The following is a 25,552-nucleotide window of genomic DNA, read 5'->3' as shown; positions in this document are numbered from 1 at the left end:
GGTCAGTCCTCTCCGAGTGCGAGATTGACGATCCTGCATATCTCAGCCGCGTGTTCCGGCCGGTACATCTCCTGGTGGGTGCAGCGGATGTCGTGCTGCTGGAGTTTCCCCTCGACGTGGGGCCGCCACAGCGCGGCGTAATCCTCGGGGTTCAGCAGCGCGTTGAAGAACAGCGTGGTGCCGCGGTAGACCGGCGAGCGGAACCTCTTCATCATCGCGGTGTGCTCGACCATGAGCGAGGCCGAGGTCTCGACGATGAGGTCGTACTCGTCCATGTCGTCGAGGTGACGCATGTACTTTTCGAAGAACTCTCTGACCTCGCCGGGGTCGGGGTCGTCCGGCGCGTGCCGGGTGAAGTAGCTCGCCGGCGCGCAGTCCAGCAGGCCCAGCAGCGCGACCTCGTGGCCGCGGCGTTGCAGCTCGGCTGCGGCGGCGTGCGCGATCGTGCCACCCAGCGACCAGCCGAGCAGGCGGAACGGCCCCTCCGGCTGGACGGTGAGGAGCTGCGCGAGGTAGTCCTCGACCATCTCCTCGATCGAGCCGGGCCGCGGGTGCGAGTGGTGGAAGCCGCGGGCCTGCACGCCGTAGACGGGATGGTTCTCGCGCAGATGCGCGGCGAAACCCATGTAGGGCCAGCACAGCCCGCCACCGGAGTGGAACCACCACAGCGGCGGCTGCGACCCACCGGTTCTGATCGGCAGCACGACGGCGAACGGGTCCTGGCTCTCGGGCGGGTGGGCGGCGTCCAGGTGCACGGCCAGCTCGGCGACCGTGGGTGCCTGGAAGACCGTCCTGATCGGCACCTCGACGCCCAGTTCGGCGCGGATGCGCCAGGTGAGGCGGATGACCCGCAGCGAGTGCCCGCCCATGGCGAAGAAGTCGTCGTCGACGCCGATCCGGTCCAGGCCGAGCACTTCGCTGAAGAGCTTGGCCAGCGCCTCCTCCCGGCGGTCGCGCGGCGCCCGGTAGACGCCGCCCGCGAACTCGGGCTGAGGCAGTGCGGCCCGGTCGAGCTTGCCGTTGCCGGTCAGCGGCAGCCGGTCGAGCACCACGAACGCGCTCGGCATCATGTACTCGGGCAACCTGCCGGTCACACGTTCGCGCAGCGCGGCCAGCAGCACTCCGACACCGCGGGCGACGGTCGGGGTGTTGACCAGCCGCTCCCGCACGCCGCTGGGCCGGAAGACGCCGTCCACGCAGGTCTGCGCCGACGGGGTGAGCACCGCCTCGAAGCCGCCGGGGTCCGTCGCCGACCAGGTGCAGCGTGCGGTGAGGCCGCGCGCCGCGCCCCATGCGCTCAGCGCCTCAGGGTCGACGCCGCCCGCCGGCCCGGCCTCGCTGAGCAGGCGGGCGTTGGGCAGCCCGGTCAGCCGCACCGGGCCCTCGGGACGCAGGTCGGCCAGTGCCATGACGTCCTCGCCCCACATGAGCGCAGGGACGTCGGCCGCTTTCAAGGGTCGCACCGGCTGCTTGTGCAGCACGACCTCGTAGCGGTGCCTGGTCAGCTCGTTGTGGTGGCCGCCGCGTTTGAGCTGGACGTCCACGGCGCCGACGGCGGCGTTGCGCGCGGCCCAGGTCGTGAAGAACTCAGGGTCGAGGACGAGCTCCTTGTCGGCGAGCACGGCCCGTTCGACCGCGGCCCGCACGACGGCCGGGGGGTCGTCGGGATGCTGGGCCCGGTGCACGGCGGTGTGGAAGGCTCGCAGCGTCGCCAGGTTGCGCACGTCGCCCACGACGACCCGGCCGCCCGGGGACAGCAGACCCATGGCGAGGTCCAGCACGTGGGCCAGGTAGCCGGCGTCTGGGAAGTACTGCACGACGGAGTTGAGCACGACGGTGTCGAAGTGGCCGACGGGCAGGCCGGCGGCTTCCTCGGCCGGCTGGCAGCGCAGTGTGACGCGCTCGCCCCACGGCTGCCTGGCCACCTGGCCGCGCAGCCGGTCGATGACGGAGGCGGAGAAGTCGGTGCCCCAGTACTCCTCGACGTGCGGCGTCAGCGGGGCCAGCAGCAGGCCGGAGCCGACGCCGAGCTCCAGCACCCGGCGCGGCCGGTGCGCCAGGACACGCGCCACGGCCGCGTCACGCCAGGCCCGCATCTCCTCCTGCGGGATCGGACGGCCGGTGTAGGAGCTGTTCCAGCCGGTGAAGTCGGCGCCGAGCGGGCCTGGCCGCACCTCGCCGCCCTCGTACATGGAGTCGTAGACCTGCCGCCACTCGCGGACGTGCTCGGCCGCCTCGTCGCCGGAGGCCAGCGCGGTGCCGGGCACCACGTAGGCGACCAGCCTGCGGTCCCCCGGGCGGTCCTCGCGGGCGATCACCGCGGCCTGGGCGACCCCGGCGTCCTCCAGCAGCACCGCCTCGATCTCGGCGGGCTCGATGCGGAACCCCCTGACCTTGAGCTGGTCGTCCACGCGGCCCAGGTACTCCAGCCGGCCGTCCGCGTTCCACCGGACGAGGTCACCGGTGCGGTACATGCGCTCGCCGGGCCGACCGTGGCGGCAGGCGACGAACCGTTCGGCGGTGAGTCCAGGGCGGCGGACGTAGCCGCGGCCGAGCCCTTCACCTGCGAGGAACAGCTCGCCCGCCACGCCCGGCGGCGCCAACTCCAGGCTCTCGTCCAGGACGTAGAGCCGCATGCCCCGCATGGGCTCGCCGATGGGCACGCTCTTCGCGCCGGGCGGCAGGGCGCGGACGCGGTGGCGGGCGGCGAAAGTGGTGGTCTCGGTGGGGCCGTAGCCGTTCACCACGGTCAGGCCGGGACGCAGCACGCGCCGTACGGCCTCGGGCGGCAGCGCCTCGCCGCCGGCCCACACCTCCTCCACGCCGGCGAAGCAGCCGGGGTACTCCTCGGCCATCACGGCGAACAGGCCGGCCGTCAGCCACAGGCCGGTGACCCCGCCCTGCTCGACGGCCTCGGCCATGGCCGCCAGAAAGAGCTTGCCGGGCGGGGCCAGCACGAGCGTGCCACCCGAGGTCAGCGGCGTCCACAACTCGTAGGTCGAGGCGTCGAAGCTGTGCGGGGAGTGCACCAGCACGCGCCGGTGCGCCCGCCCCCAGCAGTCGTCGAGCGCGAGGTCCGCGACGTTGCGGTGGGTGATCTCCACGCCCTTGGGCCGCCCGGTGGAGCCCGAGGTGTACATCACGTAGGCGGCGTTGTCCGGGCGCACCCGCACCTCGGGCGGCGGCCCGTCCGGCAGCCGGGCCCCGTTGTCGGCCGCCCACTCCTGGTCCAGTACGGCCACCGGCTCAGCGTCGCGCAGCATGTAGGCGACGCGCTCCGGCGGGAAGTCCGGGTCGATCGGCACGTACGCCGCCCCGCTCTTCACCACGCCCAGGATGGCCGCGACCAGCAGCGGCGAGCGTTCGAGCAGCAGGGCCACCCGCCGCTCAGGACCCGCGCCACGGCCGATCAGGTGCCGGGCGATACGGTCGGACCAGCGGTCGAGCTCGGCGTAGGTCCACTCGTCCCCGCCGGCGGTCATGGCCGTGGCGCCCGGGGTGCGGCGTACCTGGGCGGCGAACAGTTCGGGCAGGGTCCTTAGGGTGTGCCGGGCGGTGCCCGCCCGCTCCAGCAGTTCCTCGCGCTCGCCCGGCAGGAGCACGTCGCCGTCGCCGATGGTGTCGCCCGTGTGGGTGACGAGGTGGCTCACGAGGCGGGCGAAGCGGGCGGCGACGGCCTCGGCCGTGCCGCGGTCGAACAGGTCCTTCGCGTACTCCAGCGTGCCCGCGCCGTCGGGGGCGAGGTTGAAGAACAGGTCGAACTTGGCCCTGCGCGTGGGCACGGGCTCCAGCCTGACGTCCAGGCCCGGCATCGCGCTCGCGCTCGGGGCGTTGTTCTGCCAGGCGAACATGACCTGGAACAGCGGGTGGTAGGCGGTAGAACGCTCGGGGTTCAGCAGCTCCACCAGGTCCTCGAAGGGCACGTCCTGGTTGTCGTAGGCGGCCAGCGCCTTTTCCTTGACGCGGCCGAGCAGCTCGCTGAACGACGGCCGTCCTGACAGGTCCACCCGCAGCACCCAGGTGTTGACGAAGAAGCCCACCAGGTCGGCCAGCGCCTCGTCGGTGCGGCCGGCGATCGGCGAGCCGATCGTCACGTCGTCGCCGGCGCCGAGCCGCCACAGCAGCACCGCCAGCGCGGACTGCAGCACCATCGGGACGGTCACACCCTGCTCCCTGGCCAGCTCCTCGACCCGGGCCAGCACGGCAGGATCCAGCCGGACGCCGACCGCGTCGCCGCCGTTGCCTGCCACGGCCGGGCGGGGACGGTCGGTGGGGAGCTGGACGGGCTGCGGCACGCCGTCCAGCTCCCCGCGCCAGTAGCGGGTCTGCGCCGAGACCAGGCTGTCCGGGTCGTTCTCATCACCCAGCAGCTCGCGCTGCCACAGCGTGTAGTCCGCGTACTGGACGGGCAGCCCGGCCCAGCTCGGGGCTGCGCCCGCGAGCCGGGCGGCGTAGGCGGCGGACAGGTCGCGGGCGAGCGGGGCGGAGGAGCCGCCGTCCCCGGCGATGTGGTGGACCAGCAGGACGAGCACGTGCTCGCGCGCCGACCCACGGAGCACGCTCGCCCGGACGGGAATCTCCTCCGCCAGGTCGAACTCGTGGTCCACGGCGCGGGCGACCGCCGGCGCCAGCTCGTCGGGAGCGGTGACGGGCAGGTCGAGCACGACCTCCCCCGGCGGGACAACGTACTGGTACGGCATGCCCTCAGCATCCTCGGGAAAGATCGTGCGCAGGCTCTCGTGCCTGGTCACCACGTCCAGCAGCGCGGCGCGCAGCGCCGGCACGTCGAGCTCGCCGGTCAGGCGCAGCACGATGGGCAGGTTGTACGTCGGCGACGGCCCCTCGAAGCGGTGGATGAACCACAGCCGGCGCTGCGCGAACGACAGCGGCAGCCTGGCCGGCCGTGGCATGGGGTCGAGCCGGGGACGCACCCGCCGCCCTCCGCCGATCCGGTCGGCCAGCCCGGCGGGCGTGGGCGTCTCGAACAGGTCCCGGATCGGCAACTCGGCGCCGAGGACGGTGCGGATGCGGCTCACCAGCCGGGTGGCCAGCAAGGAGTGGCCGCCCAGGTCGAAGAAGCCGTCGTCGGCGCCGACCCGGTCCAAGCCGAGCACCTCGGCGAACAGCCCGCAGAGTTTCTCCTCGCGCGGGGTGCGCGGGGCGCGGCCGGTGCCGGAGCCGGACCGGCCGGGCGCGGGCAGCGCCCCGCGGTCGATCTTGCCGTTGGCGGTCAGCGGCATCCGGCCGATCGCGACCACGGTGGCGGGCACCATGTACTCCGGCAGCCGCTCCCGCGCGTGCGCGCGCAGCAGCGCGCCGAGGGTGCCGATCTCGCGGGCGGCAGTGGGCTGGTTCGTCCACGTCCGGCCGTCGCTCGCGACCGGGACGAAGGCGCCGGAGCAGACCTGGTCCGCTGGCACGTCGCCGGGCAGCAGGATCGCGTCGAAGCACTCAGGCCCCGCCGGCGACCAGGTGACCAGGGCGCTCCTGCCCCTTCGGCGCGCCCAGGCGGCCAGCTCGTGCGGGTCCAGCGCGGGGCCGGCGGGCGGCGGGCCCGCGAGGACGGACAGCGCGCGGGCCGTCGCGGCCTCTGCGGCGAGACGGGCGTTGGGGATGCCGGTGACGCGCACCGGCCCGGACTCCGGGACGTCGTCCAGCGCGGTCCACGGGACCGTCTCCAGGTCGTCGAGCCGCGTCGGCCGTACGGGCTGCTTGTGCAGCACGACCTCGTAGCGGTGCCTGGTCAGCTCGTTGTGCCGGCCGCCCGGCTTGAGCCGGACGTCGAGTGCTCCGGCCGCGTTCGTCTCTGCCCAGGCGGTGAACCAATCGGGGTCCACCACCAGTTCCCGTTCGACCAGCAGCGCCTGCTCCACCAGGGCGCGCACGGCGGGGGCCGGCTCCTCCGGCTGCCGTCCCCGCTGCACGGCCGCCTGGAGCAGCGGCAGGGTCGCGGCCCGCCGGATGTCGCCGAGCACGATGCGGCCGCCGGGGGCCAGCAGCCGCCAGGCCAGGCGCAGCACCCGGTCCAGGTAGCCGGGGCCGGGGAAGTACTGGGCGACGGAGTTGAGCACGACGGTGTCGAAGTGCCCTTCCGGCAGGCCGCTGACGTCGTCGGCCGGCCGGCACAGAAGCCGGACGTTCCTGCCCACCTCGGGCCGCAGCCGCTCGATCACCGACGGGGAGAAGTCGGTCGCCCAGTACTCCTGCGTCCGCGGCGCGATCCTGGACAGCAGCAGGCCGTTGCCCGCGCCGATCTCCAGCACCCGCCGCGGCGACCACCGCGTGACGCCGGCCACCGCCGCGTCCCGCCATTCGCGCATGTCCTCGACGGGGATCGGCTCGCCGGTGTAGCTGGATGTCCAGACCGAGAAGTCGTCGGCCCACTCCTTCGCGGCGGAGTCCGCGTACGCCTGGTCGTAGACGTGCTGCCACTCCTCGACCTGGGCGGCGGCCCCCTCTTCGCCGCCGGCGACGGCGGGAACCACGTAGGCGACCAGACGCCGGTCGTCGGCCTCGCCTTCCCTGGCCACCACGACGGCCTGCTCGACGAGGGGGTGTGCGGTGAGGACGGTCTCGATCTCGCCGGGTTCGATGCGGTGTCCGCGGATCTTGACCTGGTCGTCCAGACGGCCCAGATACTCCAGCTCCCCGGCCGCGTTCCAGCGGGCCAGGTCGCCGGTGCGATACATCCGCCCGCCGGGTGGCCCGAAGGGGTTGGCGACGAACCGCTCGGCGGTCAATCCTGGCCGGTTGTGGTAGCCGCGGGCCAGGCCGTCACCGGCGATGTAAAGCTCACCCGGAGTCTGGGTGGGGACGGGTTGCAGGTAGTCGTCCAGGACGTAGACCTGGGTGTTGGCGATCGGCCGGCCGATCGTCGGAGGTCCGGTCACAGTGACGGCGGTGGACCAGATCGTGGTCTCCGTCGGCCCATAGAGATTGATCAGCTCGGCCCCGTGCTCGCACAGTTGCACGGCCAGCGGAGCGGGTAGCGCCTCTCCCCCGGTCAGCAGGCGGATGCCGGTGAGCAGGGCCGGGTCGTGGGCGGTCATCATCTGCCACAACGACGGAGTCGCCTGCATGACCGACACCGCATGCCCGGTAAGCAGGCCGGCGAGCACCTGCGGATCAGACCGTTCGGCGAGAATCACCTGACCACCGCAGATGAGAGGACCGAACAACTCCAGCGCCGCGATGTCGAAGGCGACGGTGGTGACCGCCAGCAACCGATCCCGGCCGGTCAAACGGCAGCGATCTCGCATGTCGGTGAGGAAGTTGACCAGCGCCTGCCGGCTGACCACCACACCCTTCGGGACCCCGGTCGAGCCGGAGGTGTAGATGACATAAGCGGCGTTACCCGGCGACACCCGGCGCACCGGATCAGTGTCCGGATAGCCGGCCAGATCAGACGCCAGCTCCTCGGCTCCCAGTTCCAGAACAGGTGCGGCGTCACCGAGCACGAACTCCACCCGAGCCGGCGGATACGCCGGATCCAACGGCACATACGCGCCACCGGTCTTGGCCACGGCCAGCAACGCCACCACCAGCTCAGCCGAACGCGGCAACCGCACCGCGATCCGCCGCTCCGGCCCCGCACCCCGCTCGACCAGCCAGTGCGCCAGCCGATTGGCCCAGCCGTTCAACTCCCGATAAGTGAACGTACGCCCACCGAAAGTCAACGCCGGCGCCTCAGGACTGAGCGCGGCCTGCTGTTCTACCAGCTCCGCCAGGGACGTACGCGGCAGGGGCACGGCGGTGTCGTTGGCGTCCTGCACCAAGTGCCGTCGTTCGTCCGACGTCATCACGCGCACCGATCCCACAGAGGCGGCCGGGTCTGTCACGACCTGGCGGACGACGTCCGTGAACCGCTCGGCCAGCCGCTCGGCGGACGCCGGGTCGAACAGGTCCTCCGCGTACTCCAGCGTTCCTTTGCCGTCCGGCGAGAGGTTGAAGAACAGGTCGAACTTCGCGGTGCCCGTGTCGACCGGCTCGTACGTCACCCGCAGGCCGGGGAAGTGGCTGTCGGCCGGGGTGTTGTTCTGCCAGCCGAACATGACCTGGAAGAGCGGGTGGTAGGCGGTCGAGCGCTCGGGGTTGAGCAGTTCCACCAGCCGTTCGAAGGGCACGTCCTGGTTGTCGTAGGCATTCAGCGCCTTGCGCCGCACCTCGTCCACCACCTGCTCGAACGTGGGGTCGCCGGACAGGTCGACGCGCAGCACCCACGTGTTGGTGAACAGTCCGATGAGGTCCTTGAGTGCTTCGTCGGTGCGGCCGGCGATGGGCGAGCCGATCGCGACATCCGTTCCCGCCCCCAGCCGGTGCAGCAACACCGCCAACGCGGCCTGCAACACCATCGGCACAGTCGCCCCCCGGCCCCGAGCCACCCCCTCCACCCGCGCCAGCAGATCCGGCCCGAGCCCGAACCCCACCGTCCCACCCCGATAACCGGCCACCGCCGGACGCGGCCGATCCACCGGCAACCGCACCGGCTGCGGCAAACCCGCCAGCTCCCGCCGCCAATACCCCACCTGCGACGCCACCAGCCGCTCATCACCCAGCAACTCGTGCTGCCACAACGTGTAATCCGCGTACTGCACCGGCAACTCCACCCACCCCGGCACCCGCCCCGCCAACCGCGCCCGATACGCCACCGACAGATCCCGCGCCAACGGCGCCGCCGACTCCCCATCCGCCGCAATGTGATGCAACAACAACACCAGCACATGCTCACGAACCCCCACCCGCACCAAAGTCGCCCGAACCGGCACCTCCCCCGAAAGATCGAACACATACCCCACCGCCTCCGCCACCGCCGCCCCCACATCCACCGGCTCCACCACCGGCAACCCCACCACCACCTCCGCAGCCGGAATCACCCGCTGACCCGGCACCCCACCCACATCCTCGACGAACACCGTCCGCAAACTCTCATGCCGCCCCACCACATCACCGATCGCCGCCCGCAACGCCACCACATCCACATCACCGCACAACCGCAACACCACCGGCAGGTTGTACGTCGACGACGAACCCTCGAACCGATCAATGAACCACAACCGACGCTGCGCGAAGGAGAGGGGGATCATGATGTGCTCACCTTTCGGTCATCCTGCGGAGCGGTGCCCTGACGGACGTGGACAGCTCCTGCCGGCGTCGCGCCAGCTGGGCTACGGACGGGGACTCGAAGAGCATCCGGATCGGCACTTCGAGGCGGAGTGTCGCGCGGATGCGGCTGACGAGCCGGGTCGCGAGCAGGGAATGCCCGCCCAAAGCGAAGAAGTCGTCGTCCACACCGACCCGCTCCACCCCCAGCACCTCCGAGAACAACCCGCAGAGCACCTCCTCCTCACCCGCCGACGGCGCCCGATACACCGACACACCGAACTCAGGAGCAGGCAACGCCGCCCGATCCACCTTCCCGTTCGGCATCAGCGGCAGCGCCGGCAGCACCACGACGGCGACGGGCACCATGTACTCCGGCAGCCGCTCGCGCACGAAGCTCCGCAGCGCCTCCTCCTGGGCCTGGCCCACCACATAGGCCACCAGCCGCCCGTCACGTGCCACCACGACGGCCTGCTCGACGAGGGGGTGTGCGGTGAGGACGGTCTCGATCTCGCCGGGTTCGATGCGGTGTCCGCGGATCTTGACCTGGTCGTCCAGACGGCCCAGATACTCCAGCTCCCCAGCCGCGTTCCAGCGGGCCAGGTCGCCGGTGCGATACATCCGCCCGCCGGGTGGCCCGAAGGGGTTGGCGACGAACCGCTCGGCGGTCAATCCTGGCCGGTTGTGGTAGCCGCGGGCCAGGCCGTCACCGGCGATGTAAAGCTCACCCGGAGTCTGGGTGGGGACGGGTTGCAGGTAGTCGTCCAGGACGTAGACCTGGGTGTTGGCGATCGGCCGGCCGATCGTCGGAGGTCCGGTCACAGTGACGGCGGTGGACCAGATCGTGGTCTCCGTCGGCCCATAGAGATTGATCAGCTCGGCCCCGTGCTCGCACAGTTGCACGGCCAGCGGAGCGGGTAGCGCCTCTCCCCCGGTCAGCAGGCGGATGCCGGTGAGCAGGGCCGGGTCGTGGGCGGTCATCATCTGCCACAACGACGGAGTCGCCTGCATGACCGACACCGCATGCCCGGTAAGCAGGCCGGCGAGCACCTGCGGATCAGACCGTTCGGCGAGAATCACCTGACCACCGCAGATGAGAGGACCGAACAACTCCAGCGCCGCGATGTCGAAGGCGACGGTGGTGACCGCCAGCAACCGATCCCGGCCGGTCAAACGGCAGCGATCTCGCATGTCGGTGAGGAAGTTGACCAGCGCCTGCCGGCTGACCACCACACCCTTCGGGACCCCGGTCGAGCCGGAGGTGTAGATGACATAAGCGGCGTTACCCGGCGACACCCGGCGCACCGGATCAGTGTCCGGATAGCCGGCCAGATCAGACGCCAGCTCCTCGGCTCCCAGTTCCAGAACAGGTGCGGCGTCACCGAGCACGAACTCCACCCGAGCCGGCGGATACGCCGGATCCAACGGCACATACGCGCCACCGGTCTTGGCCACGGCCAGCAACGCCACCACCAGCTCAGCCGAACGCGGCAACCGCACCGCGATCCGCCGCTCCGGCCCCGCACCCCGCTCGACCAGCCAGTGCGCCAGCCGATTGGCCCAGCCGTTCAACTCCCGATAAGTGAACGTACGCCCACCGAAAGTCAACGCCGGCGCCTCAGGACTGAGCGCGGCCTGCCGCTCGATGAGTCCGGCGAGGTCGGCCGTCTCGACGGGTGCTGTCGTGCGGTTGTGCTCGTGCACGAGTCGCCGCCGCTCCTCGTCGGCCAGCACCTCCACGTCCGGGATCGGGACGGCCGGGTCTGTCACGACCTGGCGGACGACGTCCGTGAACCGCTCGGCCAGCCGCTCGGCGGACGCCGGGTCGAACAGGTCCTCCGCGTACTCCAGCGTTCCTTTGCCGTCCGGCGAGAGGTTGAAGAACAGGTCAAACTTGGCCGACCCCGGAGAGACCTGTTCCATGACGGCTTCGAGCCCCGGCAGGTCGAGGTGGGGCCACGGGGTGCTCTGCCAGGCGAACATGACCTGGAAGAGCGGGTGGTAGGCGGTCGAGCGCTCGGGGTTGAGCAGTTCCACCAGCCGTTCGAACGGCACGTCCTGGTTGTCGTAAGCGGCGATCGCCTTGCTCCGGACGTGGGCGAGGACGTCCTCGAACGACGGCCGCCCGGACAGGTCCACCCTCAGCACCCAGGTGTTGAGGAAGAGACCCACCAGGTCGGTCAGGGCCTCGTCGGTGCGGCCGGCGATGGGCGAGCCGATCGCGACATCCGTTCCCGCCCCCAGCCGGTGCAGCAACACCGCCAACGCGGCCTGCAACACCATCGGCACAGTCGCCCCCCGGCCCCGAGCCACCCCCTCCACCCGCGCCAGCAGATCCGGCCCGAGCCCGAACCCCACCGTCCCACCCCGATAACCGGCCACCGCCGGACGCGGCCGATCCACCGGCAACCGCACCGGCTGCGGCAAACCCGCCAGCTCCCGCCGCCAATACCCCACCTGCGACGCCACCAGCCGCTCATCACCCAGCAACTCGTGCTGCCACAACGTGTAATCCGCGTACTGCACCGGCAACTCCACCCACCCCGGCACCCGCCCCGCCAACCGCGCCCGATACGCCACCGACAGATCCCGCGCCAACGGCGCCGCCGACTCCCCATCCGCCGCAATGTGATGCAACAACAACACCAGCACATGCTCACGAACCCCCACCCGCACCAAAGTCGCCCGAACCGGCACCTCCCCCGAAAGATCGAACACATACCCCACCGCCTCCGCCACCGCCGCCCCCACATCCACCGGCTCCACCACCGGCAACCCCACCACCACCTCCGCAGCCGGAATCACCCGCTGACCCGGCACCCCACCCACATCCTCGACGAACACCGTCCGCAAACTCTCATGCCGCCCCACCACATCACCGATCGCCGCCCGCAACGCCACCACATCCACATCACCGCACAACCGCAACACCACCGGCAGGTTGTACGTCGACGACGAACCCTCGAACCGATCAATGAACCACAACCGACGCTGCGCGAAGGACAGCGGCAGGCGGGCGGGCCGTGCGGCGACCGCCCGCAGAGGGGGCCGGACCGCCAGGTCCGGGGTCAGGTGGCAGGCCAGCTCGGCGACCGTGGGGGCCTGGAAGACGGCCCTGATGGGGACCTCGACGCGGAGTGTCGCGCGGATGCGGCTGACGAGCCGGGTCGCGAGCAGGGAATGCCCGCCCAAAGCGAAGAAGTCGTCGTCCACACCGACCCGCTCCACCCCCAGCACCTCCGAGAACAACCCGCAGAGCACCTCCTCCTCACCCGCCGACGGCGCCCGATACACCGACACACCGAACTCAGGAGCAGGCAACGCCGCCCGATCCACCTTCCCGTTCGGCATCAGCGGCAGCGCCGGCAGCACCACGACGGCGACGGGCACCATGTACTCCGGCAGCCTGTCCCGGGCGAAACCGCGCAGGACCTCGCCCTCGACCCGGCCCACCGCGTACGCCACCAGCCGGTCGTCCCGCGCCACGACCACTGCCTGCTCCACCAGCGGATGCGCGGCCAGAGCCGCCTCGACCTCGGCTGGTTCGATCCGGAACCCCCGGATCTTGACCTGATTGTCCAGACGGCCCAGATACTCCAGCTCCCCGGCCGCGTTCCAGCGGGCCAGGTCACCGGTGCGATACATCCGCCCGCCGGGCGGCCCGAACGGGTCGGCGACGAACCGCTCGCCGGTCAACCCCGGACGGTTGTGGTAACCGCGTCCCACGCAAGCGCCGGCGACGTAGAGCTCACCCGCGGCGCCGGACGGCACCGGCTTGAGCCCGGGGCCGAGCACGTAGACGCGCATGTTGCCCAGCGGCCTGCCGATGGGGGCGCCGCCGCCGCTCCTGGTGGCGGCCGTGCCGAGCAGGCAGGTCGTGGCGTAGAAGGTCTCCGTCTGCCCGTACGCGTTGACGATCTTCGCGCCGGGCAGCGCCGTGCGGGCCTGCCGGACGAGTGAGGCCGGCAGCGCCTCGCCCGCGAACACGACCGCGTCGGCCGTGACCCGCCCGTCGAGCCCGCCGACGAGCTCGGCGAAGGCCGACGGGACCGTGCTGATCACGCCGCCCGTCCAGGCGTCGTGCTCGCCGAGCACGAGCACGTCCCGGACGATCTCGGCCGTCCCGCCCCGGCAGAGCGTGCTGAACAGCTCGAACACCGACACGTCGAAGCTGATCGAGGTGCCCGTGAGCATCCGGGCGCGTGGCGGCAGGCCGAGGACGTCGTTCAGGCGCAGCACACCGTTGACGACGTTGCCGTGCGTGATCGCGACGCCCTTCGGCTCGCCGGTGGAGCCCGAGGTGTACATCAGGTAGGCGGTGTTGCCGGGCAGAAGCCCGGTCCGGGGGGCGTGCTCGGGTCCGGAGCCGAGTTCGCCGAGGTGGATTCGCGGGATGCGCGTGTCGTGCACCGCCCGCTCGGTGGCGGGATCGGTGAGCAGCAGCGCGGGACGGGCGTCGGCGAGCACGAAGTCCAGCCGGCTGCTGGGGAATCCGGGGTCGATCGGCAGGTAGGCGGCGCCCGCCTTGAGCACGCCGAGCACGGCCACGACCAGCTCCGCGGACCGGGGCAGGGCCAGCGCCACCACGGTCTCCGGGCCCGCGCCGCGGGCGATCAGGTCGTGGGCGAGCCGGTTGGCGCGGGTGTCCAGCTCGCGGTAGGTGAGGGCGCGCCCGCCGGACGTCACGGCCGGGGCGTCGGGCGTCCGTTCCACCTGGCGTTCGACGAGGCCGGGGATGGTCAGCGGCGGTGTCGCGACGGCGGTGTCGTTGAGCTGGTGCAGCAGCCGGTGGCGTTCGCCGGGTTCGAGCAGGTCAAGCTGCGCGGGACGGGCCTGCGGGTCGTCGGCCAGGTGCCGGAGGACGCGCACGAGGCGGCGCGCCAGCCGGTCGGCGTCGGCGCCGGAGAGCCGGTCACGCTGGTACTGCACGGTGAGCCGCAGGTGGGGGTCGGCGGTGGCGAGCAGCGCCACCGGGTAGTGGGTCGCGGTGAACGGCCGGACTCCGGTGACCGCGAGGCCGGCCGTGGCGTTGGCCTCGTCGAGGCCGATCCGGTCGACCGGGTAGGACTCGAACACGACCAGGGTGTCGAACAGGGTGCTGAGGCCGGTGGTCCGCTGGATGTCACCGAGCCCGATGTGGTGGTGTTCGAGCAACGCCGCCTGCCGTTCCTGCACACGGGCGAGCATCTGCGCGAAGGTGTCGGCGGGCGCGCAGGGCACGCGGACCGGCACGGTGTTGATGAATAGGCCGACCATGTCCTCGACACCGGGCAGCGCGGGTGTCCGGCCGGAGACGGTGGTGCCGAACGTCACGTCCGTGCGTCCGGTCAGCTCGGCCAGCAGCACGCCCCAGGCTCCCTGCACCAGCGTGTTGAGGGTGACGCCCAGCTCGGCGGCGCGGCGTGAAAGGGCGGCGGCCACGTCCGGGGGCAGCGGGACGTCGGTCTGGCCGATGCCCGCATCGGCGGTGCGGGCGGGCAGGCTCGCCGCCAGCAGCGTCGGCTCTGCCACCCCTTCGAGTTCGCGGGCCCAGGCCCGCAGCGACGCGTCGTGATCGCGGGAGCGCAGCCAGGCCAGGAAGTCGCGGAACCCACCGGCCCTGGGCAGGCCGTCCGGCTCGCCCTGCGCCGCGTAAATCCGCAGGAGATCCTGCATCAGGCGCGGGAGTGACCAGCCGTCGAGGAGGGCGTGGTGGGTGCTGAGGACGAGCTCGGCCCGGCCGGCGCCGAGCGTGACGAGCGTCAGCCGCAGCAGCGGCGGGGCGGCGGGGTCGAAGCGGACGCCGCGGTCCCCCGCCAGCAGGCGCTCCAGCTCGCGGGCGCGCCCGGCCTCGTCGAGCCCGGACAGGTCGTGCTCGCGCCACGGCAGCCGGACTCCGTCCACCACGAGCTGGGCCAGGTCGCCGGCCTCGTCGGCGGCGAACGCGACGCGCAGGTTCGGGTGCCGGTCGAGCAGCGCCTGCCCGGCCGCGCGCAGCCGCGCCGGGTCGAGCGGACCGTCAAGGCGGAGAACCAGCTGCATCTGGTACGCGTCAGCGCCCGCACCGGTGAGCATCGAGTGGAAGAGCATGCCGGACTGGAGGGGCGTCAGCGGCCAGACGTCGGACAGGCCGGGCCATGCGTACTCCCATGCTTCGAGCTGGTGCCGGCTCACGCCGGTGAGGGTCAGGTCCGAGGGCGTCAGGCCGCCCGCGTCCGGCGTGGCGGCGTGCTCGGCGAGTGCCGAGACGGCGGCGGCCCACAGCTCGGCCAGTTCCTCCACCTCGTCGCGGGACAACACCTCGTCCGGAAAGGTGAACAGCGCCGTCAGCGTCTGCTCGCCGGTGATCAGGGCGTCCACCTGCAACGCGGCGGGGACGGGCAGCGCTGGGTCGGGCATGGCGACGAGTTCTGGCCATTCCGGCGCGGGCCCCCAGGCGTCGCCGTCCAGGTCCTCGGAGAGACGTCCGAGATAGTTGAAGATGATCTGCCCCTCGGGACGGCGGCTCAGCTCGGCCGCGGTCTCCTCATTGAGGTGGCGAAGCAGGCCGTACCCGATGCCGTGGTCGGGAAGGGAGCGCAGTTGCTCCTTGACCGCCTTGATGGCGGCTCCGGCGGCGGGACCGGCGGCGAAGGCCTGCTCGACGTCGATCCCGTCCAGGTCGAGCCGGGCCGGGTGGACGCTGGTGAACCAGCCCACGGTACGGGACAGGTCCGCGCCCGGCGCCACGTCCTCCTCGCGGCCGTGCCCCTCCAGCCGGATCACGGCGGAGGTGCCGGGCACGCCCTGGCGGCGGCGGTGGCGGAGCAGCGCCAGCATGAGCGCGGCCAGCAGGCCCTCGTCCACACCCGCGCGGAAGGCGGCGGGCCACCGGGCCAGCAGGGTACGGGTGATCGCCGGCGTCAGCCGGGCGCGCACGGTCGAGGTGGCCGAGGCGACGTCGCGGGCCGGGTCCAGCGGACGCGCGCCCAGCGGCGGCTCGTCGGTGGCGACGACGTCGAGCCACGCCGGCAGCTCGTGCCCGCGGCGGGCCGCCTCCGATCGCAGCGCGTGCGACCAGCGGCGCATCGAGGTGCCTCCGGGCGGCAGGGCCGGGGGCCGCCCCGCGTGCACGTCCGCCCAGGCCGCGGCGAGATCGGGCAGCAGAATGCGCCACGAGACGCCGTCCACGACGAGGTGGTGAGCGAGAATCACCAGCCGCCCACCGGCCCGGTCGTCGGGGCGGTCATCGGCGTGATCGTCGGGGCGGCCGGGTGGGTCGAGCCAGATGAAGCGCAGCATCGAGCCGTACTCAGGGTCCAGCTCGCGCTGGGCGGCCTCCAGGGCCGGCAGGACCTCCTCCGGGTGCTCGACACGGCGGATCAGGCGGGCCACCGGCACCGTGCCGGTCGGCTCCACGCGCAGGTCGCCGCCATCGAGCCGGGAGCGCAGCACGTCGTGGTGGTCCACCACGGCGGTGAGCGTCGCGACCAGGCCGGTGTGATCGATCTCCGGCGGCAGGGTCAAGGCCATCCACTGTGCGAACCGGGCGAACGCGGAGCCGCCGCGCGCGACGGTCTCGCGGGCCACCGGCAGGAGCGGCATCGAGCCGGTCGCGCCGCCTTCCAGCTCCTCCAGCACGCTCCCCTGGCCGGCCTGGATCGCGTCGGCGAGGTCGGTCACGCTGCGACGCTCAAAGACGTCACGCGGGCTGAGCGCGAGGCCGCGGGCGCGGGCACGGGAGACGACCTGGATCGCGCGGATGCTGTCGCCGCCCAGGGTGAAGAAGTCGTCCTCGGCGCTGACCCGGTCCAGGCCGAGCACCTCGGCGTAGATCTCGGCCAGCGCCTCTTCTGCGAGGGTGCGGGGAGCGACGTAGTCGCCGCCCGCGAACGCCGGCTCGGGCAGTGCCCGCCGGTCGAGCTTACCGTTGGTCGTCAGCGGGAGCCGGCCGAGCAGGACGAACGCGGCGGGGACCATGTACTTGGGCAGCCGTCCCGACACCCACGCGCGCAGCTCCGCGGCATCGGCGCCGGCCCGGAAGTCCACCTCCTCCCCGCCGCCGATGCCGCCCGCGGCCTGCGGCACGACATAGGCGACGAGTTGCTTGCCGCCGGTCCCCCGGCCTTCGCGGGCGATCACCGCGGCCTGCGCCACGCCCGGGTGCCGTTCCAGGGCCGCCTCGATCTCGGCGGGCTCGATGCGGAAGCCCCGGATCTTGACCTGGTGGTCGGCGCGTCCCATGAACTCCAGGCGGCCGTCGGCGGCCCAGCGCGCCAGGTCGCCGCTGCGGTACATGACGGTGCCCGGCGGCCCATACGGGCAGGCGACGAAACGCTGCGCGGTGAGCCCGGCCCGGCCGTGGTAGCCGCGGCCGACGCCCGCGCCGGCGACGTACAGCTCTCCGATCACGCCGGGCGGCACCGGGGTGAGGCCGGGGCCGAGCACGTACATCCGTGTGTTGCCGATAGGGACTCCGATGGGGCTGGCGCCGCGTTCGGCGAACTCCGCCCGCATCTCCAGATAGGTGACGTGGACCGTGGTCTCGGTGATGCCGTACATGTTGACCAGCACCGGGGCGCCAGGCGTCTCGCCGGGGTACCAGCCGCGCAGCCGAGCCGGGTCCAGCGCCTCGCCGGCGAAGACCACCATGCGCAGTCGCAGGCCCGAGGTGTCTTCGGGCCGGTTGGCCGACAGCTCGTAGAAGGCCGAGGGCGTCTGGCTCAGCACCGTCACGCCGTGGCGGAGCAGCAGCCGCCACAACGCGTCAGGCGAACGTACGACGTCCCATGTGGCCAGGACGATGCGGCCGCCGTGCAGCAGCGCGCCGCACATCTCCCACATCGACACGTCGAAGGCCTGCGAGTGGCAGCACGACCAGACGTCGTCCGGGCCGAAGCGGCACCACTGCTCCGTGCCGGCGAACAGCGCCACGAGGTTGCGGTGAGTGATGGCGACGCCCTTGGGCGTGCCCGTGGAGCCGGAGGTGTACATGAGGTAGGCGACGTTGCCCGGACGGGCCCGCGCGGGCAGGTCGCCCTCGCCGCCCTCCTGGCGGGTGATGTCGATGCCGAGGCGCGGCGTCCCGGCGGACCAGGGCACGGCCCGGTCTCCGGCCGCGTCGGTCACCAGGACGTGCGGCCGGGCGTCGGACAGCACGTAGTCGAGGCGGCCGCTCGGGAACTCGGGGTCGATCGGCAGGTAGACGGCGCCGGCCTTGTAGACGCCGAGCAGGGCTGCGACGAGGTCGGCCGTGCGGGTCACGGCCACCGCCACCACGGACTCGGGCGTGACGCCGCGCCCGACGAGGGCATGCGCCAGCCGGTTGGCGCGCGTGTTCAGCTCACCGTAGGTCAGCGTCACGTCGCCGGCGACCACGGCCACGGCGTCCGGCCTGGCCGTCGCGTGGCGTTCGAACAGCTCGGCGACGGTCGCGCCGGGCAGTGGCACGGCCGTGTCGTTGAAGTCGGCGAGCAGCCGCCGCCGCTCGTGGTCGGCCAGGAGCTCGATCGAGCCGGCCGGGGCCTCGGGGTGCGCGGTCAGGGCGCGGACGGTGGCGATCAGGCGTTCGCTCAGCGTGGCGGGGTCGTCCTCGCCGTAGAACGCGGCCGGGGCGTCGACCCGTACGTGCAGATCGCTGTCGTGCCTGCCGTCGAAGTAGGTCGAGATCATCAGTTCGTCCACCGAGCCGAACGAGCCGCCAGCGAAGTAGGCCGTACTGCCGGCGAGGTCCAGTCCTTCGACGAAGGGGATGATGTTGACGATCGCGCCGAACGGGCTGCGCACGGCTCCGGCGCGGCCGGTCTCACGCTGGATGTCGGAGACCTGGTGCGTGGCGTGCCTGAAGACCTCGGTCTTGGCGCGCTGGGTCGCGTCGAGGATGGCGGGAAGGCCGGCGGTCACCGGCACCTCGATCTTGATGGGTACGAGGTTCGACAGGACGCCGGGGGTCCGCCGCGTGGCGCCGAAGCGGTTGTTGACGGTCACGGTGAACAGCGGCTCGGGAAGGTCGCACATGTGGCGGAAGAAGACGGCCGCCGCCGCCATCAGTAGCGTCGGCAGGGTCACGCCGTGCGAGCCGGCCAGCCCTTGCCAGGCGTCGGCCTCGTGCCGCGGCACGCGCGCGGTATGGCTCCACACTCCTGTACGGCCGGCGTCGGCCCCGGCGGACGCGGGAGCGGGGGTGCCGGGCAGGCGGGCGGGGGCGGGCGTGTCCGGCAGGTAGCGCCGCCAGAACTCCGCGTCCCTGGCGAAGCGGTCGGAGGCCCGGTAGCGCGCGTCCCGTTCGTGCAGCGCGGCGGGCTCCTCCACCGGCCAGCCGGGAGCGGGGTCACCCTTCCGCATCGCGGTGTAGACCTCGGCGATCCGGCGCGAGACGAGCGTGAGCAGCCCGAAGGCGTCGGTCACGACGTGGTTGCAGACCAGCACGAGGAACGACCGCTGCTCCCCCAGCGTGAGCAGGCCGGCGCGGAACAGCACGTCCCGCTCCAGGTCGAACGGCCGGGCCGCGAGTTCGGCCACGTAGGCCCGCGCCGCAGCCTCCGGGTCGGCCGCCCCGCTCAAGTCTTCGGCGAAGGGCTGCCACGCGCCGAGGTCGCGAGGCTCCTGGCGCAGCCGTCCGGCTTCCTCGCGGAAATTGACCAGGACGGTGCGCGCCTCGGTGAGCACGGCCCGCAGCGCGGAATTCAGCGCCGCACGGTCGAGCTCGCCCTCGACGTCCCATACGGCGGCCACGTTGTTGGGCGGATCCGGCCGCAGCCGCTGTGCCAGCCAAAGACTTTCCTGCGCCGCCACCACGCCGATCGAAGCCATTCGGGACACCCTCCTCAAAGGTCTTTTACAGCCTTAATCTCCGCAGTCCGGGGAGTCAATTGCCGGCGCCATTGTCCTGCTGACCGGACATCGTTCTCCCTGGTCCTCGGAGTTTTCCGACGAGTAATGCCGAACGTGTCCCGTGCTCAATTTCCGTCAGTGCGAATCCGCCCGCCGCGAACAATCGCCGCCATTCGCCGGCCGTCCGTTCGCGCCCGCCGAGCAGCACCAGCATGTGCAGATCGAGGATCTTTTCCGGGTGCCGGGCGTCGTCCTCGGGGATCACCTGCTCGACGACGAGCAACGTGCCGTGCGGCGGCATGGCGGCGGCCACTTCGCGCAGGATGCGGAGCGCGGCGTGGTCGTCCCAGTCGTGCAGAATCTGCGCCAGCACGTAAACGTCGCCGCCCGCCGGCACGCCGGTGAAGAAGTCGCCGCCCACGACGGCGCAGCGTTCCGCCGGAACGTCGGCCTCGCCGGCCACGTGCGGCAGGTCGAACAGCACGCCGCGCAGGTGCGGGTTGCCCGCCAGTAGCGTCCTCAGCAGTTCGCCGGTGCCGCCGCCCACGTCCACGACGGTGCGGGCATCGCTCCAGTCGCGTTCGACCAGCGGCTGCATCCGTACGGTGACCAGGCCCGCCTGGGCGGTGTCGAAGGCGGCCGACTCGGCGGGGTGCGCGCGCAGCCACGCGAACATGGGCTGCCCGAACAGCTCGTCGAAGGCCGGTTCGCCGGTGCGCAGCGAGTGCCCGGCGAGGCCCCATGCCCGGTAGGGCTCGCCGGCCATCAGCGTGACCAGGTGCCGGAGGGAGCCTGGCCGGTCGGCGCGCAGGTACGCGCCCGTCGCGGTGAGGGCGAAGGTCCCTCGCGGCCCCTCGGTGAACAGCCCCTCGGCGACGAGCACGCGCAGGAACCGGACGAGCGCGTCGGCGTCCGCCCCCGCCCGCTCGGCCAGGTCGCCCGCCTCGGCCGGCCCGTCCGCGAGCAGGTCGGGCACGCCTGCCTCGGTAACCGCGAAGATGGCCTGCGAGACGATGTAGCCCATGATCGCGTGGCGCAGCTCGCGGTAACCGTCCTCGTGCTCAGGCATGCCTGCCTCCTGGTGACAGCGCGGGGAACAGCGGGCGTTCCGCCGCCTCCCGCAGGTAGTCGGCGCCGGAGCTGCCGCCTGTTCCCGGCACCCGACCGATGATCTTGAGGGTGATTCCCCAGTGCGTGCGTTTCATCGCCTGCCATGCCTCGTCCAGCCCCGCCATGGCCGCGGCCAGGCCGTCCAGCGGCGGCCCCGCGCCCGCCGCCAGGTACTCCTCCTGGAGGGAGCGGCCGGGGCGCGGCCTCTCGTCCAGACGTAACAGCTCCATGGGAAGTTGCTCGGTGGGCAGTGGCGCGCTCAGGCGCTCCACCTCGCGGTAGGCCCGTGACTGGATGGCGCTCCGGCCGTCGGTGGACGACCGGATGAGCGCGAACGACTCCTTCGGCATGGTGGTCAGCACCCGGTAGAGGCTGCCGGTGGCCGCCACGCGGGCACCGGCGTCGCGCACCTCGGCCGTCGCCGCCGCCGCGTCCCCGCCGGCGAGAGCCGCCACCGCCCGTTCCAGGCAGCGCGCCACCTGCCGGTAGACCAGCTCGAACACCTGGATGCTGCGGATGAACATCACCTCGTCGTGCAGCGGCGTCATGGGCAGCAGCGTGATCTCGGCGGCCAGCCGCACGGCGGGCGGCACGGCGTCCAGGGCGAGCAGGGCGAGCTCCCCGGCCCGGTCGGCGGCGGGCGCCGGCGGGAACCGGGCCGTCACCCCGGCGGCTCCGGGCGCCAGCTCGCCGGCCCGCGCCAGGGCGCGCAGGCAGGCCCGGAGCCTGACCTCCTGCGGGGAGCGGCGCTCCTGTCCGGCCGCCGCGACGGCCTCGAAGGCCAGCAGATCGGCCAGCAGCGCCACCTGTTGCAGGTCGAGGCCTGTGTCAGGGCCTCCGGCGGCGGTCTCGGCCACGCGATGCAGCAGGCGTATCGCGCCGTAGGAGTCGTAGTCCCCGTCCTCCTGGTCGAAGGTGCAGGGCAGCCAGGAGGACAGGATCAGCCCGTCGGCCGCCCTCCCGCCGCGGCCGCCCCGCGGGCGGCCCTGCTCGGCCAGCACGCGCAGGGCCTTGACCAGCTCGGCGTCCACATGACCGCGGCCGACCGCCTGGTAGTGCCGCACGATCGGGCGGAACGGGAACGTGGCCGGGCGAGCCTCCTCCTGCCAGTCCGCGAGGCTGCTCAAGGCCGACGACGAGCACCTCGCCGTCTCGTCCAGTGCCCGCGGGCTCAGGCCCCCGACCCCGACCTTCGTCGTGACTCGCATCCGATGTCCTTCCGCCGGCTCACTGGGGATCGGGCACGTGCCACAGTTCGGGGAACGACGGCGTGAAGACCGTCGAGCGCAGGAACTCCGCGCCGGTCGAGCCGCCCGTTCCGGATTTGTCGCCGATCACCCGCCGGGCCAGGACGGCGTGCCGGAACCGCCACTCCTGGAATGCCTGGTCCAGGTCCCGCAGTCCCTCACACACCTGCGCCGCCACCGTGTCGTCGCGTTCCAGCATCCGCAGGGCCAGTCGCACGTCGTGCGGCGGGTACCCACAGGCCGCCAGGTACTCGAGAAAGGATGCGAACAGCCGGGGCCGGCCCGCTCGGTCCTCGATGCGCGCCCTGGCCCGGCTGCTCTCGGGGAACTGCCGCGCCACGTCGCCGTCGCACCGGCCCAGCACCAGCTCGATCTCGCGGAACTGGGCCGAGTAGAAGCCGCTGCCGCCCAGCCGCTCGCGGAAGGCGTCGAACTGCCCTGCGGTCAGCGTCTCCAGTGCCTCCATCTGCGCCGTCAGCACCGCGAATCCGGCGCGCAGCCGCCGCAGCGTGCGCAGGGCGTGGCCGCTGTCGGCCGCGGACAGGGCCATCTGAAGACCGCCGAGCTCGTGCAGCATTTCCTTGAACCACAACTCGTGCGACTGGTGGACGACAACGAACAGCAATTCGTCCGGCTGCCCGGTATTCGGCTTCTGCAGGTCCAGCAGCGTGTCCAGGGACAGATATTCACGGTACGCGCGATACGCGGAAAGAGCGCTGGTCATACATCTTCACTAGCACGGCCGCCGGAGTCCCCGAGCAAAACCTTTCATCAGTCATTCACGCCCGGCCCGCGCGGACGAAAAAGCGCCCCGGAAGGCTTCCGGGGCGCTGTCGCGCGGCTCAGGAACCGGCCTGCACCAGCCCTTCGATATCGGCCAGGGTGGCCGCCTCGAAAATGCTTCTGATGGGCACCGAAACGCCGAACTCCCGGCGAATTCTCCGGGCCAGTAAGGTGGCCAGCACAGAATGGCCACCCAGGTCGAAGAAGTTGTCCTCGGGGCGCGCCTCCGGCACGCCGAGAATCTCGGCCGCCATGCCGCACACGTCGTCGCATCCGGAGGCGCGCGCGGGGGCCCAGCGCAGGGCGGCGCGGTCGATCTTCCCGTTGGGTGTCGTGGGGAAGCTCGCCAGCACGACCACTGCGGCGGGAACCATGTGCGCGGGCAGCGCGGCGGCCAGGTAGGTGCGCAGATCCGGCCCGGTGACCGGATCGCCGGGCCGAATCTGGACGTAGGCCACCACGCGAGCCTCCGCGAGCCCGCCCTCCACGACGGCACAGGCCAGTTCGACCGCCGGGTGCGCAGTGAGGCGGGCCTCGATCTCGCCCAGCTCGACCCGGAAGCCCCGGATCTTCACCTGGTCGTCGGCGCGCCCGGTGAAGAACAGCTCGTCGTCGGCCCGGCGCCGGCCACGATCGCCCGACCGGTACATGCGGGACCCGGCGGGCCCGTACGGGTCGGCGACGAACCGGGCGGCGGTCTCCGCGGGGCGGCCGAGGTAGCCCCGGGCAAGGCCGGGCCCGGCCAGGTACAGCTCCCCCTCGGTGTCGAGGGCCGCCTCGCCGAGGCGTTCGTCCAGCACGTGAACGGCACTCCCGAGCAGGGGACGGCCGATGCCGATCTCCTCGTGGCCGGTGATGGGCCCCATGGCGATCCCCACGGTGACCTCGGTGGGGCCGTACCCGTTGAACATGCGCCGGCCCGCGGACCAGGTCCGGGCGAGCGGCCGGGTGATGGCGTCGCCGGTGGACATGACGACCCCGTCCGGCAGCAGGCCGTCGGCGTCGGTGACGCTCAGCGCGACCGGCGGCAGGGTCGCGTGGGTGACCGCGTTTCTGATCATCGTGTCGTGCAGCGACGGCCCGGGCAGCAGGTCGTCGGCGGGGGCGAGCACGAGCGCCGCACCGGACAGCAGAGCGAGGGAGATGTCCCAGAAGGCCGCGTCGAAGCTGATCGAGGCCCACTGGAGCACCCGGTCGCCCGGCCCTGCACCGAGCTGCGCGGCCTGGCTGGCCACGAGGGCGGCCACCCCGGCGTGCGTCACCGCGACGCCCTTGGGCCGGCCGGTAGAGCCGGAGGTGTAGATCACGTACATCAGGTGCTCGGGACGGAGCGGGGTATGGCGTTCGCGGTCCGTCAGGTCGTAGGACGGCTGCGCCGCGACCGCGGCGGTGACGGCGGGATCGTCGGCCAGGAGCTCGGGCACGCCGGCGCAGGGAACGCTCACCTGCGACGAGCGCACGAGCAGGACCGGCCGCGCGTCCTGGAGCATGAAGGACAGCCGCTCCACGGGGTAGGCGGGGTCGAGGGGCAGGTAGGCGCCGCCCGCCTTGAGTACCGCCAACAGCACGGTCATCAGCCCGGCAGTGCGCGGAACCGCGACACCGACCAGCGTGTCAGGGCCGACGCCGACCGCGACCAGCCGCCTGGCCAGGCGGTTCGCGTCGGCGTTGAGGCGGGCGTAGCCGACCGTCCCGCCGGGCGAGATCAGGGCCGGTTCCTGACCCACGCGGGCCACGGTCGATTCGAACAGGTCATTGACGGTGCGCATGTCCACTCGCGTTTCCTGGTTCGGCGCTTGCTACGGCTGCTATGACGCTCCGCGGCCCGGCCTCTCCTGGACCGGCGCCGAGTCGCGGGTGGTGGGCTCCGCCCGGTCGGTGAGGCGGCCCATGAGCTGCGCCACCTGATGGGGTCCGCAGGAGGGCCGCTCGGCGAAGGAGTTGCACACGCGTTCACGGATCTCCGGCCGCTGCTCCTGGCTGAGCTTAAACATGCCCTCGGCGCGGGTCACCGTGATCCGGAACGCGCCTACTCCAGGCAGGATGCGCCGAAAATAGCCGAGCGATGCGGTCATGTCCCAGCCTGTCCCGAACGCCGCCTCAAAGGCGCGCACCGTTGCGCATACCACCTGCAGCGTCTCGATCTCGCCGCGAATGGGGTGGAGCGCGCCGTGCACGTGGACGGAGGTGAAGTTCCAGGTCGGCGCCGCCGGGGTGACTCCGTAGACGGTCGGCGAGACGTAGGCGTGCGGGCCGGTGAACGTCACCAGCACCGGCATGTCCGGCTCCAGGGCCTTCCAGTGCGGATTCGCCCGGTTCATATGCCCCAGCAGCACGGCGCCCGACATGTCGTCCACCCACGGCTCGGGGCCGGCTGGGTCAGGGATGATCGGCACGTGGGTCGCGTAGGGGCCGGCGCAGGCGGGCCCGTTGGTGGCCAGCAGCGCCAGCGGGTTGCCGCGGACCAGCTCGGCCGTCCAGCCACTCTCCGGTTGCCGGTAGGGACCAGGGACGAACATGCC

The 25,552-nt window shown here is 72.2% G+C and carries 7 protein-coding genes; all 7 read right to left on the bottom strand.

All coding sequences use genetic code 11. From position 1 onward, the window contains the following. Window positions 1-2: 2 nt before the first annotated feature. Window positions 3-9,083, bottom strand: coding sequence for a non-ribosomal peptide synthetase (locus tag OIE67_RS15285; RefSeq protein WP_326640742.1), 9,081 nt, complete (start codon window positions 9,081-9,083; stop codon window positions 3-5). A 7-nt stretch (window positions 9,084-9,090) separates the two neighbouring features. Beyond that, window positions 9,091-19,869, bottom strand: a complete 10,779-nt coding sequence (locus OIE67_RS15280) for a non-ribosomal peptide synthetase (RefSeq protein WP_326640739.1) — start codon at window positions 19,867-19,869, stop codon at window positions 9,091-9,093. A 55-nt stretch (window positions 19,870-19,924) separates the two neighbouring features. Then, window positions 19,925-20,959: a methyltransferase gene (locus OIE67_RS15275; protein WP_326640737.1), complete on the bottom strand. Its 1,035-nt coding sequence runs from the start codon at window positions 20,957-20,959 to the stop codon at window positions 19,925-19,927. Then, window positions 20,952-22,208: a tryptophan 2,3-dioxygenase gene (locus tag OIE67_RS15270; RefSeq protein ID WP_326640735.1), complete on the bottom strand. Its 1,257-nt coding sequence runs from the start codon at window positions 22,206-22,208 to the stop codon at window positions 20,952-20,954. Before OIE67_RS15270 ends, OIE67_RS15275 begins: the two co-directional genes overlap by 8 nt. Before the next feature lie 19 nt (window positions 22,209-22,227). Beyond that, a complete protein-coding gene (locus tag OIE67_RS15265) occupies window positions 22,228-22,971 on the bottom strand; it encodes a tryptophan 2,3-dioxygenase family protein (RefSeq protein ID WP_326640733.1) in 744 nt (247 codons plus the stop codon). Between the two features lie 118 nt (window positions 22,972-23,089). After that, the gene (locus OIE67_RS15260; RefSeq protein ID WP_326640731.1) at window positions 23,090-24,799 is read right to left on the bottom strand and encodes a non-ribosomal peptide synthetase; all 1,710 of its coding nucleotides are present in this window, start codon (window positions 24,797-24,799) and stop codon (window positions 23,090-23,092) included. Window positions 24,800-24,838: 39 nt separating this feature from the next. Next, window positions 24,839-25,549, bottom strand: coding sequence for an FMN-binding negative transcriptional regulator (locus tag OIE67_RS15255; protein ID WP_326640729.1), 711 nt, complete (start codon window positions 25,547-25,549; stop codon window positions 24,839-24,841). Between the last annotated feature and the right edge of the window lie 3 nt (window positions 25,550-25,552).

Source organism: Nonomuraea fuscirosea (assembly GCF_035917475.1).
Taxonomy (GTDB): Bacteria; Actinomycetota; Actinomycetes; order Streptosporangiales; family Streptosporangiaceae; genus Nonomuraea; species Nonomuraea fuscirosea.
The sequence above is the reverse complement of the archived record's forward strand: the minus strand, read 5'-3'. Positions and strand labels throughout refer to the sequence as shown.

Excerpts from the sequence above, each read along its gene's own strand:
- OIE67_RS15265 (WP_326640733.1), bottom strand. The coding sequence starts at position 22,971 with ATGACCAGCGCTCTTTCCGCGTATCGCGCGTACCGTGAATATCTGTCC.
- OIE67_RS15260 (WP_326640731.1), bottom strand. The coding sequence starts at position 24,799 with ATGCGCACCGTCAATGACCTGTTCGAATCGACCGTGGCCCGCGTGGGT.
- OIE67_RS15285 (WP_326640742.1), bottom strand. The coding sequence starts at position 9,083 with ATGATCCCCCTCTCCTTCGCGCAGCGTCGGTTGTGGTTCATTGATCGG.
- OIE67_RS15275 (WP_326640737.1), bottom strand. The coding sequence starts at position 20,959 with ATGCCTGAGCACGAGGACGGTTACCGCGAGCTGCGCCACGCGATCATG.
- OIE67_RS15255 (WP_326640729.1), bottom strand. The coding sequence starts at position 25,549 with ATGTTCGTCCCTGGTCCCTACCGGCAACCGGAGAGTGGCTGGACGGCC.
- OIE67_RS15280 (WP_326640739.1), bottom strand. The coding sequence starts at position 19,869 with ATGGCTTCGATCGGCGTGGTGGCGGCGCAGGAAAGTCTTTGGCTGGCA.
- OIE67_RS15270 (WP_326640735.1), bottom strand. The coding sequence starts at position 22,208 with ATGCGAGTCACGACGAAGGTCGGGGTCGGGGGCCTGAGCCCGCGGGCA.